General features: G+C 42.9%; 9 protein-coding genes. 6 read left to right on the plus strand and 3 right to left on the minus strand.

What is annotated here, in order from left to right; all coding sequences use genetic code 11:
- Positions 1-561: 561 nt before the first annotated feature.
- Positions 562-1,512: a hypothetical protein gene (locus tag IQ224_RS16600; protein WP_036402662.1), complete on the minus strand. Its 951-nt coding sequence runs from the start codon at positions 1,510-1,512 to the stop codon at positions 562-564.
- Positions 1,513-1,519: 7 nt separating this feature from the next.
- Positions 1,520-2,884 carry a UDP-N-acetylmuramoyl-tripeptide--D-alanyl-D-alanine ligase gene (gene murF / locus IQ224_RS16605; protein WP_002747970.1) on the minus strand — a complete coding sequence of 455 codons (1,365 nt, stop codon included), beginning with the start codon at positions 2,882-2,884 and terminating at the stop codon, positions 1,520-1,522.
- A gap of 644 nt (positions 2,885-3,528) precedes the next feature.
- Here murF and purD point away from each other — a divergent pair.
- From purD to IQ224_RS16625, 4 genes are all read left to right on the plus strand, one after another.
- Positions 3,529-4,794 carry a phosphoribosylamine--glycine ligase gene (purD, locus tag IQ224_RS16610; RefSeq protein ID WP_002747967.1) on the plus strand — a complete coding sequence of 422 codons (1,266 nt, stop codon included), beginning with the start codon at positions 3,529-3,531 and terminating at the stop codon, positions 4,792-4,794.
- A 210-nt stretch (positions 4,795-5,004) separates the two neighbouring features.
- On the plus strand, positions 5,005-6,231 hold the full coding sequence (locus IQ224_RS16615; protein ID WP_002747966.1) for a glycosyltransferase family 4 protein: 1,227 nt from the start codon (positions 5,005-5,007) through the stop codon (positions 6,229-6,231).
- Between the two features lie 186 nt (positions 6,232-6,417).
- Positions 6,418-7,974: a type II CAAX endopeptidase family protein gene (locus IQ224_RS16620; RefSeq protein WP_194033238.1), complete on the plus strand. Its 1,557-nt coding sequence runs from the start codon at positions 6,418-6,420 to the stop codon at positions 7,972-7,974.
- Between the two features lie 246 nt (positions 7,975-8,220).
- A complete protein-coding gene (locus IQ224_RS16625; protein WP_084990101.1) occupies positions 8,221-8,931 on the plus strand; it encodes a Uma2 family endonuclease in 711 nt (236 codons plus the stop codon).
- A gap of 10 nt (positions 8,932-8,941) precedes the next feature.
- On the opposite strand, the gene sufR is transcribed toward IQ224_RS16625, so the two are convergent.
- The gene (gene sufR, locus IQ224_RS16630) at positions 8,942-9,580 is read right to left on the minus strand and encodes an iron-sulfur cluster biosynthesis transcriptional regulator SufR (protein ID WP_002747744.1); all 639 of its coding nucleotides are present in this window, start codon (positions 9,578-9,580) and stop codon (positions 8,942-8,944) included.
- 214 nt (positions 9,581-9,794) lie between these two features.
- Here sufR and sufB point away from each other — a divergent pair, with 214 nt between their 5' ends.
- Positions 9,795-11,237 (plus strand): Fe-S cluster assembly protein SufB, encoded by a 1,443-nt coding sequence (gene sufB / locus IQ224_RS16635; protein ID WP_002747747.1) that lies wholly within the window; start codon positions 9,795-9,797, stop codon positions 11,235-11,237.
- 123 nt (positions 11,238-11,360) lie between these two features.
- Complete coding sequence (gene sufC / locus IQ224_RS16640) at positions 11,361-12,131, plus strand: Fe-S cluster assembly ATPase SufC (protein WP_002747749.1); 771 nt, start codon at positions 11,361-11,363, stop codon at positions 12,129-12,131.
- Positions 12,132-12,253 lie beyond the last annotated feature (122 nt).

Below are 12,253 nucleotides of genomic sequence, written 5' to 3' on the forward strand. Positions count from 1 at the left end.
GTGTAAGGGTGTGGGGTGTGGGGTGTGGGGAGCTTTTTCAGTAAACAATAAACTAAAAACTCACATCTGATAACTGATAACTGATAACTGAATACTGTCTCCTAACCCAATGTTGGACAAAGATAAGCAAAAATTATTTATTGACTCCAAAAACTTGAGAATATTTAAATTAACATTCCGCAATATTTACAAATTCTTAAGAATTAATTGAGAAAGATTTTTATTTAACAACGATGTTATGCTGGTTACAGCGATTTTACTGAATTTCATAATGGGTTGTTCTGTGCTTTTTTGGCCAGCAATGTCTGAAACCCTTGCTACACCTAGAAGGTGATCCTAATTAAGACAGGTAAATGAGTCAATTTCACCCATAACGATGATCTTTTTTTTGTGTAGTTTTATTGCAAAAAAAAAGTTTTTTTGACAAAAAGCACAAATTATGCTGCGGTCTAGCGGATTTCTAGCTGCGAGTAATTATGGGAGAGAAGGGAGCAAGGAGAGAAAGTTCGAGCATTTGTACTAAAAATTCTCATAGGCAGTTTAAATTCAGTACAGCAAACCCTAATTATCTAAGAGCAAAGGTCGCAGAAAACCGCCATAATTCTCGTCATCCGTACCGATAAAGACTTCTACTTCACCTCTAGGAGATTCTCTGGTAGTCACCGCTTCCACTTTCGATCCGTCGATTTCTGCAATTTTTTGGGGATTAGGGGCAAGAATTAGGCTATTATCGGCTGTAACTTGACCAATACGGTAAACAGCACTTCTAAACACTCCCGCACTATCTGGATCGTCAGCAGAAGCTATGTAGATATTACCTTGCTTATCTACGGCTAAATCGGAGATGAGGCGAATATTTTTACCACTACCAAAAGGACTCCGAAAAGTTACCGACTGAAATTCCCCTAATTTTAAGGGATTGAGCGAGATATCCGTCCAGCGAATCTTTGTACTCTCTTGACTATCGGCCCGTTCTGCGTAGATAAATAGATAACGATCGCCTTGACGACTAACAGCGATCGCCTCTACATTTTCCACCGCGATCGGCCAATTTATTTGCTCAACTAGCTTGACTTTTTGCTGGCTGTATGCTAATAAAAATAGTCTTTGAAAAGGTTTTTTCTCGCCACTTTCAGCCAACAAAAACAAATTAGTTTCTGGGATATGAGTAATACTTTCGAGATCGTTACTCAATCCCTCTGGATTTGGCCAATCTACCCTTAAAACCTGCCATAATAGCGGTTTTTCCTGCGTAGGTAGCTGTAAAAGACTGAGTCTTGCTTGAGATGGATCACTTTTTTTGCCCTTATTTTTGGCATCGTGAACCCCTAGAAAAATATCCGCTTCCACCCAAGCTAAACCACTGAGATCTGGGAGATAAGTCTCCAGTCGTCTCGATTGTTGAGCAAAAGAGACTTGCACGGCCGAAAAAAAGAAAATTAGCGTTAAAATACCCGAAAAAACTGTTTTTAATCGGCTATTCTTGCTAAAAAATGCTCTATTCTCTAACATCTCTTCCCTAACTCCCAATATCACTGATTAACTCCTCCACCACCCGATTTAAACCGACGGAATGGGAAGCCTTGCATAAAATGCGATCGCCTGAATCGATCACTTCCTTTAAACGATTAATTAAATCTGCGTGAGTTTGAAAACATTCGCAAGCGACCCCAGTAGCGGCCTCAGCAATAAACTTAGCTTCGGGGTCGTCCACCAAGACAAACAAGCGATCTATGCCTAGTTTTTGCACCCTCTCACCGACTTGGCGATGTAATTGCTCCGAAAAAGACCCTAACTCCTTCATCGTGCCTAAAACAGCAAGATGACGCTGACCGGGGGTAGCTTTCAGTAAATCCAAGGCCGCTAACATTGATTCTAGACCGGCGTTATAGGTTTCATCGAGGAGTAGGATATCTGGCTCTAATTGGTAACGTTTGGCCCGACCACTGGGTAAATTAACCTTAATTCCCTGTTGCAAAGAAGTCCAATCGATGCCTAAAATTTTTGCTACAGCCAAGGCTGCCATAAAATTTAAAGCGTGATGACGACCGGATAAAGGTAAGTTAAAATCTAGTCCATTGACTCGTAAAGTAGTTAAATCCAGTAATTCCCCGACTATATCGCCGCCAAAGAAGCCATAGGTAATTGTTTCCCCCTGCCATACCCGTTTAGCTGTTTCCGTAAGTAAAGGGTGATCGTAGTTAAGAACAGCTATACTACTAGAAGGAGACTCGGACAATAACTCGCATTTGGCCTCTGCGATCGCCGATTCCGACCCTAAACGACCGATGTGAGCGGTTCCCACATTCGTAATCACTGCGATGGTCGGTTGGGCGATTTGAGCAAGCAGGGCAATTTCTCCCCGTCCCCGCATTCCCATCTCGATTACGGCACTATCGTGAGTTTCATCCAGTTCGAGGAGAGTTTTCGGCACTCCGATCTCATTGTTATAATTAGCCAGGGTTTTGTGTACCTTTCCCCGGGTTGCTAATACGGAAGCGATTAATTCTTTAGTGGTGGTTTTCCCCACCGATCCTGTAATAGCAATCACGGGTATAGTAAATTGATTCCGCCACCAATGGGCTAATTGCTGATAAGTTTTTAGGGTATTCTTAACTAGGAATACGGGAATATTACTAGAGTAATTTACCGACACTGGCTGATCAACAATCAAGGCCGCTGCTCCTCTTGCGATAGCCATATCGATAAAATCATGACCATTAAAATTATCACCTTTTAAGGCTAAAAATGCTTGTCCTGACTCAATACTGCGGCTATCGGTATTAATGCCAGATACTAAACTATCGGGACTAAAACTTATGTCAGCTTTATCTTGTAAGGACAATAATTGAGCTAGTTGATTCAGGGATAAATGACAGGGCATAGACAATAAAAATACTTAGGAGTAAATTCCGAATAATCTGAAAGATGGATTGAGGTTTAACGGGGACTTAGATCAGATAAAATCGATTCTTCTTGGCTCTCTCAATCAGATCTGGTGCCATGTAGGGACGCAACGTGATCAGTGAGTTTATCGAACTGCTTGCGCCCATAATCTAATATTGTGAATATTTTTCAGCCAATGTCCGAGAGAGCCAACTCGATGGCGTAGAATGACCCAAAATAGGGACAGCCTAAGAAGGGAGCATCTACTATCTAATCACAATTGACTCCTTTACAGCAGTTAAGTAGGTAGGCGTTAAAAGTTGTCAGACACCCCCCTTATCAAGGGGGGCAGGGGGGATCGAACCTAAAATCCATTTTTAATTTAATTATAACCAGCTACTTATACCATTTTTCTTTATTTGCGTCACAACGAATGCAAGCTTGGCAAGCATTCGAGCGTGGATGTCTGTCATGGATTTAGAAATTTGGTATTATCTGATCACCTCCGTAGGACTAGGACTAGGGTTATTGCTCAACAGGTGGGGAGCGAGGATTAAAAAGTTAAGTAATCTCAACTTCTAGCCAATGGGGTCGCGGAGCTAGGGGATAATTAAACCATCGTCATTTAGGCTGCGTCTATCCGTGAAAATTATCGTTATCGGCAGTGGTGGTCGAGAACACGCTCTAGCTTGGAAACTCCTACAATCGCCTCAAGTAGAACAAGTGTTCTGTATTCCAGGTAATGGGGGAACGGCAATTTTACCTCAATGTGAAAATATCCCCCTAGCAATGGAGGATTTTGCTGAAATTAGCCGTTTTGCCCAGGAAAATAGCGTCGATTTGGTGGTTGTCGGGCCAGAATATCCCCTCTCCCTCGGCATTACCGATCATCTTCTGGCCCAGGAAATAGCGGTTTTTGGCCCCACACAAACCGGGTCCCTAATTGAATCGAGCAAATCCTGGGCCAAAGAATTAATGAACGAAGCCGGAGTTATCACCGCCACTTCCGAAACCTTTACCGATGCAGAATTAGCAAAAACTTATATCCGAGAGCAAGGAGCGCCCATCGTGGTGAAAGCCGACGGATTAGCCGCAGGAAAAGGGGTGATTGTCGCCGAAACCGTAGATATGGCCCTAGAAGCGATCGATGATCTTTTTACCAGTGGCTTTACTAAAGTCGTGGTGGAAGAATTCCTAGAAGGGGAAGAAGTGTCTATCCTCACCCTCACCGATGGGATCAGTTTTCGTTCCCTGCTACCCGCCCAAGATCACAAGCGGATCGGTGAAGGCGATACCGGCAAAAATACCGGCGGTATGGGAGTTTATGCCCCCGCACCCATAGCCACCGCCGCCATTATCGAAGCGGTGGACCGAGACATCCTCGCCCCCATCGTCGCCACCCTGCAAAAACGCGGCATTGACTATCGGGGAGTCCTCTACGCGGGTTTAATGATTTCCCCTGCCGGAGAGCCAAAAGTTCTTGAATTTAACTGTCGTTTTGGCGATCCCGAAACCCAAGCGGTTTTACCCCTACTGGAAACTCCCCTGGCACCGCTGCTGCTGGCTTGCGCTCAACAAAAATTAACTGATTTCCCCTCTTTACAATGGCGCTCCGGTAGTGCCGTTTGTGTGGTGGCTGCCTCTGCCGGTTATCCCGACCACTACGAAAAAGGCCAGTTAATCACGGGAATTAAGGCAGCCGAAACCGCAGGAGCGATCGTTTTCCACGCCGGCACGGTTTTAAAACACGGCGATATCTTCACCGATGGCGGCCGGGTTTTGGGTGTCACTGCTATGGGGGCTAATTTTAATCAGGCGATCGAACTTGCCTATCAATCGGTGAAAAGGATACACTTTCAGGGCATCTATTATCGTCGTGATATCGGCCACCGGGTACGCGAAAAATAAGGGTCAGTATTGAGGCTGGGGTAAGGGGGAATAGTTATGGGTTTTGAGGATTAATTTAGCAGCCAATTGCCCCTTTTTTCGGCATCTCTCACCGCTAATCCTCACCTCTTTCTAGGGTAATCCCTGACAAAAGCGCATCTGATTTGTCAAAAAACCAGTAACTATTGATAAAATCATGAAACTGAATCGCCCAACCAAATTGCCATCCCTATGCGAATTTTGCTCTATTCTTATAACTATTATCCCGAACCGATCGGCATCGCTCCCCTGATGACAGAATTGGCGGAAGGATTGGTTAAAAGAGGTCATCAAGTCAGGGTTTTGACGGCTTTTCCTTGGTATCCTAATAGTGAAATCGATCCCGAATACCGAGGAAAAATCTATCTGGAAGAAGAACGAAATGGTGTTAAAATTCAACGTTCCTACGTCTGGGCGCGTCCCCAAAGAAGTTTAAAAAATCGAATTTTCTTTGAATTGAGCTTTGTTTTTTTGAGTTTCTTTCAGGCTCTCAAGGGTGAAAAACCCGATATAATTTTCTTAACTGTACCCGGATTACCCGTTTGCGTTCCTGCCGCTTTATTGAGTAAATTATATGGGGCGCCGATTATTCTAAATTTGCAGGATATTCTGCCCGATGCGGCAGTTCATGTGGGATTATTAACTAATCAGAAAATGATTAAGGTTTTTAGTGGTCTCGAAAAATTTGCCTACAAAACTGCCAGCAAAATCTCGGTTATTGCCGATGGTTTTACCAAAAACCTTCTAACTAAAAATGTGCCGAGTCAGAAAATTATTGAAATTCCTAATTGGGTGGATGTCAGCTTTATTAAACCTCTGCCGAAAAACAAGAATTATTTCCGTCAAGAAAATCATCTTGAGGGCAAATTTATTGTTTTATATTCTGGCAATATTGCCCTAACTCAACCCTTGGAAACTTTAATCGATGCCGCAGTTCACTTAGTTAATATTCCTGAGATTCAAGTGGTAATTGTTGGTAAAAAAGAGGCACTTGATCGCCTAGAAAAGTATCGCAAACAACAGGGGGCCAGTAATGTGCTTTTATTACCCTTTCAACCCCGGGAAAAATTACCAGAAATGTTAGCCGCCGCCGATGTGGGTATGGTGATGCAAAAACATAACGTTATTTCCTTTAATATGCCGTCCAAAATTCAGGTATTATTAGCTAGTGGTCGTGCTATTATTGCTTCTGTTCCCGCCGCTGGAACTGCTGCTAGGGCGATCGAGCGCAGTGGTGGTGGTTTGGTGATTAATCCTGAAGATCCGGAGGCATTAGCTACAGCTATTTTAAAGCTATACAAAAACCCAGATTTAGCAACTATACTAGGAGAAAAAGGACGACAATACGCGGAAGAAAATTATGCCTTTGAAAAGACTTTGGATCAATACGAAAATCTTTTTTCTCAAGTAATTAGTTAATAATTAGGGTAAGTAGTTATAATTAAATTGAAGATAGATCCCCTCTTAATCCCCCCTTGATAAGGGGGGTATCTGACAATTTTTAATACCTACCTATAGGGAATAGGGGAATTTCAACTAAAACCCTAAAACCCTAAAACCCTAAAACCCCATCAGCTAACCTCTAACTCCCACTTAACTATTTTCATGTTTGATAATTTCTCAAAAAAACTCCCCTGGCAAAGTCTCAAACAAGCGATCGCTTTTTTCTTAACAATTATTGCTTTAACTCCAGTGGTTACAGCTTTAATTTCTAGTGTTAATCAGCCCCAAATCCAATCGAATATTCAACTATATCAAACCAATCTCAACCTACAAGTCACGACTCTCAGCAGCGATGCTGACCCTAATAGCGAGGAATTTGCTAATCTTAAATTAATGCAAACTTCCCTGATCGGTCAAGACCCCTACAGCACCGCCGAGGAACAGTATTTATCAGCCCAGAAAAGTGCCAAAAAAACAATCACCGAACTAAAAAAATCAGCAGTTAGTCCCGAACAAAAAAAATCCCTTGAGCGCGACATCAACTTCTTAAAGGATTTAGAACTAAGATTAAGTCTTATTCAAGCTAGTCAAGGTGACTTGGATTCGGCAAGGCAAATCTGGCAAGATATCAAGGAAAAATCAGAATTTGAGAACTATAAACCTGCTATTTTACAAAATGCGCTGCTGTTAGAGGGATTGTACAGTGAACCCCCCGAAATTGCCTCCGATGCTGAAGCGAGAATCGAGCGCAATTTTCAAGGATGGTTTCGTTATACCATTCTGGAAAAATTATATAGTCTCGAAAATCGTCAAGAGGATTTACTCGCTTTAGAGGAAGAACAGAGTGAAGTGGCGGCTAATGCCTTAATTAAACTAAGTTTGCTGGCTTTCTTGCCTCTTATCGGCGGTTTAATCGGTGTTGTGCTGTTGGTCTTTTTATTAGTGCAGTGGCTGCTCCGCAAACGGCGAGCGCTGCTCTTTTTAGATGATAGTCTCGCTTGGCAAACTAAGTGGGGAGGAGAAACCCTCTGGTGGGGAATAATTATCGGTTTCTTTTTCGTCGGACAAATTGTTTTACCGGTAATTTTCGGGATTTTATCGAGTTTCTTGAGTCTCAACCCCGAAAAATTTAACCTAGAAGCTAAAGCAATATACGTTGTAGTTAGTTATTTAGCCTTAACAGTCAGCAGTTTATCGGTTTTATATCTAGCGATCAAGCCTTTTCGCCCTTTACCTCCCGATTGGTTTCGTTTTAACCTCTTTAGTCCTTGGCTTCTCTGGGGGTTAGCCGGCTATTTCATCGCTTTACCCCTGGTTATTATCGTTTCTTTGCTCAATCAACTAATTTGGCAAGGACAAGGGGGGAGTAACCCGCTGCTGACTTTAGCCCTAGAATCCCAGAATACTTTCGCTTTGCTCTGTTTTGGCTTTACTGCTTCCCTTGCCGCTCCTTTTTTCGAGGAAATTGTCTTTCGCGGCTTTTTACTAGCTTCTTTGACTCGTTATCTACCTGTCTGGGGTGCGATTGCTCTTAGTAGTTTGATTTTCGCCCTTGCTCACCAAAATTTGTCAGAAGTGCTGCCTTTAACCGTCCTAGGTTGTGTTCTTGGCTTTGTTTACACCCGCTCGAAAAATTTATTATCCTCGATGTTGGTTCATAGTCTCTGGAATGGTGGCACCCTGTTAAGTTTATTTTTATTGGGCAGCGGTGCGGGTTAGGTAAGGTAAAAAGTCTCTGGTTTTCGGGGTAGTCTAGGGATAATATCCAATACACTTGTACTTTATCTTGATGAGAGAAGGCTGTAATTTATAATTAAATATCAACCTAAGTGGGTGGGTGGAATTAAATATAAGATGAACGTAGGTTGGGTTGAAGCATGAAACCCAACGCCTGCATGGGTTACGCTACCGCTAACCCATCCTACAAATAATTGTGCCTCCCTACTTATCTCTGTTGGATAAACCATGACTATCGCTCAAAGCTTACCCCTAGTGGAGTCCCATGTAAACCCTGAGATAATCTTCCCAGAAGGCGAATTTTGGAGTGATGAACCCCCTTTGGAAAGTAACCTACATCTACAACAAATTATTTTATTAATTCAGTGTTTAGAATGGTGGTGGCGCGAGCGAGAAGATTATTTTGCCGCCGGCAATTTAACTATCTATTACAGTCCTAACCAGAAAAAGTCAGAATTCTGCCGTGGTCCTGATTTTTTCGTGGTTTTGGGGACAAATCCCAACCCCAACCGCAGAAGTTGGGTAGTTTGGCAAGAAGAGGGCAAATATCCCAATTTAATTATCGAAATTCTCTCCGATAGTACCGCCAAAGTTGACCGAGAGGAGAAAAAACAAATTTATCAGGATATATTTCGCACTCCCGATTATTTTTGGTTTGACCCAGAAAGCTTAGAATTTGCAGGATTTACTCTAATTAGCGGTCAATATCAACCGATTACCCCCAATGCTCAGGGACGGATCTGGAGTCAACAATTAGGCTTATATTTGGGTTTATCTGCCAATAAATTGCGCTATTTTACCCCCGAAGGGGAATTAGTACCTACTCCCGCAGAAGCGGCACAACAGGCAGAAACCCAAGTTGAACAGGAAAGGCAGAAATCCGCAAAATTAGCGGCTAAACTGCGGGAATTGGGCATAAATACAGAGGAAAATCTCTAATCTTTTTCTGTCAACCCTTGCACTTAATTAGATAACCACATCGTTGCTCACCTTGATTGATCCAGTGAGTCCGTTCGATCGTACAATCGGGAAGTAGCATGGCAAACATTTCTAATTCATGGCCACAGATACTGGGATAGGAACCGGCGACCTCAGCAATAGCGCAATGATGCTCGGCCAGGATATAACTATTTTCTGCTTCCAGTGCCACTAATTCTGCCATATAACCCTCCTCTTGGCGAATTTCCAGCAATTTTCTCATTCTTTCCCCTAAAGACCCCTTGCCGAGGCGCAATTGATATTCTGCCGCTTTGCGTTGCCACTGTTTTTTGAGAATTTCCCCCACCTGTTGCTCTCCTACCGTCTCCACGAGAGTATTGAGGAAAGAAACGGCGAAATTATCGTAATTATGGGGAAAACGGCTACGACCTTGACGACTGAGACGATAAATGTGCTGAGGCCGTCCTATCTTATTTTGTACCGCAAAATATTCGATCAGTCCTTCCCCCTCCAAATCCTTAAGATGGCGTCGCGTCGCTTGCGGACTAATGCTTAACTCCTCGGCCAAGTCTTGGGCAGTAGATTGACCGTTTTTGAGCAAATATTGCAGAATATCGTCTTTCGTCGAGGCGGGTTGAGTCGTGGTCATGATACCAAAAACAGAGGCTTTAGCGTACAATTGCTGAGGGTCAAGGAGCGGCCAATTACCCCTACAGAGTAACTTGAATAACAGAGGTTTATCAGCATCCTCTCAAATTTTCCGTGACTTTGACAACAGCTTTGTTGTTAATCTATTATATAATCAATTTAAACAACTTTATTGTTGTTTAACTGCCTCCCGCGTATAGAGAACACTAACCCCCATGAGTGCAACCACCGTTAAAAACCTCGTTAACCAACCCTACAAGTACGGTTTCATCACCGATATCGAATCGGAAACCATCCCTCGCGGTTTGAATGAGGAGATTATTCGCCTAATTTCGGCGAAAAAGAAGGAACCGGAATTCATGCTCGATTTTCGTCTCCGGGCCTACCATCAATGGCAAAAGATGACCGAACCCAGTTGGCCGCACGTTTCCTATCCTGCCATTGATTATCAAAATATTATCTACTACTCTGCACCCAAACAGAAAAAAGCAAAACTCAACAGTCTTGAAGAAGTTGACCCCACTTTAATCGAAACCTTTGAAAAATTAGGCATTCCTCTTTCGGAACAAAAACGCCTTTCTAACGTCGCCGTCGATGCTATCTTTGATAGCGTTTCTATCGCCACAACTTTTAAAGAAAAACTAGCAGAACAAGGGGTTATTTTCTGTTCTATCTCGGAAGCTTTACAGGAACATCCCGACTTAGTGCAGAAATATCTCGGCAGTGTGGTTCCCGTGGGTGATAATTATTTTGCCGCTCTTAATTCTGCCGTTTTTAGCGATGGTTCCTTTGTTTTTATCCCCAAAGGTGTCGTCTGTCCGATGGAATTGTCCACCTATTTTCGGATTAATAACGGTGAGACGGGACAATTTGAAAGAACTTTAATTGTTGCTGAAGAAGGGGCATCGGTAAGTTATTTAGAGGGTTGCACCGCTCCGATGTACGATAGTAATCAACTTCATGCCGCCGTCGTGGAATTAGTCGCCCTCGATAATGCGGATATTAAATATTCGACGGTACAAAATTGGTACGCTGGCGATGCCAATGGTAAGGGAGGTATTTACAATTTCGTCACTAAACGGGGTCTGTGTAAAGGAGTTAATTCTAAGATTTCTTGGACGCAGGTGGAAACTGGTTCGGCAATTACTTGGAAGTATCCCAGTTGTGTCTTAGTCGGCGATAATTCCGTCGGGGAATTCTACTCAATTGCCCTAACTAATAACAAACAACAGGCCGATACAGGTACGAAAATGATTCACATTGGCCGCAACACCAAGAGTACGATTATTTCTAAGGGAATTTCTGCGGGTAACTCCCAAAATAGTTATCGCGGTTTAGTGAAAATGGGACCGAAAGCCAAGGGAGCAAGAAATTACTCCCAGTGTGATTCTATGCTGATTGGAGATAATGCCGAAGCTAACACTTTTCCCTATATTCAGGTGGATAACAACAGTGCTAAAGTAGAACACGAAGCTTCTACCTCTAAAATCGGTGAAGACCAATTATTCTACTTCGCACAACGGGGTATTTCCGAGGAAGATGCTGTCTCTATGTTAGTCAGTGGTTTCTGTAAGGATGTCCTCAGTAAATTACCGATGGAATTCGCCGCCGAAGCCGATAAACTCCTCAGTCTCAAGCTAGAAGGAACCGTCGGATAATCAGTAAAGTAGGGTGGGTTAGGCGATAGCCGTAACCCACCAAAAGCTAAGACAATTTATCCATCGATTGATGATTCGCCGTCAACCCCAAAAACTAATATTTTTGTTCTACAAAAACATCTCATGAGTGAAGTAATTTTATCGGTAAAAAATCTGACCGCTAGTATTGACGGAAATCAGATTCTTAAAGGAGTTAACCTCGAAATTAAAGCAGGGGAAACCCACGCAATTATGGGACGCAATGGCTCAGGAAAAAGCACCTTTTCCAAAGTAATCGCCGGACATCCCGATTATGAAGTAACTGGGGGAGAAATAATTTATAAAGGCGAAAACCTTTTGGACAAAGAACCCGATGAACGAGCGCTTATGGGTATCTTTCTCGCTTTCCAATATCCCTTAGAAATCCCCGGCGTTAGTAACCTCGATTTTCTTCGCGTTGCCTATAATGCCCGACAAAAACATCTAGGCTCGGAAGAATTAGATAGTTTTGACTTTGAGGAATTAGTCGAGAAAAAACTAGAAGTTGTCCAGATGAATCCTAGCTTTCTTGGCAGAAGTTTAAACGAAGGTTTCTCCGGTGGTGAGAAAAAACGTAATGAAATCCTCCAAATGGCCTTATTAGAACCCACTTTAGGAATCCTCGATGAAATTGACTCCGGTTTAGACATCGATGCTTTACGAATTGTTGCCCAGGGAGTCAATCAATTAGCTACCCCCGATAACGCTTTTTTACTTATCACCCACTACCAGCGTCTGCTCAACTACATTGAACCCGATGTTATTCATGTTATGTACGATGGGCGCATTGTCACCAGTGGCGGTAAAGAATTAGCTCTCGAATTAGAAAGAACTGGCTACGATTTCCTCGATGAACAAGTATTAGCCGTTAAATAATCTAGTTATCAGTTATCAGTAGTCTGGGGAGTCAGGAGTCAGGAGGCAGGATGCAGGAGTCAGGAGTCAGAAGTCAGGAGGCAGGAGATTATTTTTACTTATTCTCCCCACACCCCACACCC

The organism is Microcystis sp. LEGE 00066 (genome assembly GCF_015207925.1).
Lineage (GTDB): Bacteria > Cyanobacteriota > Cyanobacteriia > Cyanobacteriales > Microcystaceae > Microcystis > Microcystis ichthyoblabe_A.

Excerpts from the sequence above, each read along its gene's own strand:
- IQ224_RS16600 (WP_036402662.1), bottom strand. The coding sequence starts at position 1,512 with ATGTTAGAGAATAGAGCATTTTTTAGCAAGAATAGCCGATTAAAAACA.
- murF (WP_002747970.1), bottom strand. The coding sequence starts at position 2,884 with ATGCCCTGTCATTTATCCCTGAATCAACTAGCTCAATTATTGTCCTTA.
- IQ224_RS16615 (WP_002747966.1), top strand. The coding sequence starts at position 5,005 with ATGCGAATTTTGCTCTATTCTTATAACTATTATCCCGAACCGATCGGC.
- IQ224_RS16620 (WP_194033238.1), top strand. The coding sequence starts at position 6,418 with ATGTTTGATAATTTCTCAAAAAAACTCCCCTGGCAAAGTCTCAAACAA.
- IQ224_RS16625 (WP_084990101.1), top strand. The coding sequence starts at position 8,221 with ATGACTATCGCTCAAAGCTTACCCCTAGTGGAGTCCCATGTAAACCCT.
- sufR (WP_002747744.1), bottom strand. The coding sequence starts at position 9,580 with ATGACCACGACTCAACCCGCCTCGACGAAAGACGATATTCTGCAATAT.
- sufB (WP_002747747.1), top strand. The coding sequence starts at position 9,795 with ATGAGTGCAACCACCGTTAAAAACCTCGTTAACCAACCCTACAAGTAC.
- sufC (WP_002747749.1), top strand. The coding sequence starts at position 11,361 with ATGAGTGAAGTAATTTTATCGGTAAAAAATCTGACCGCTAGTATTGAC.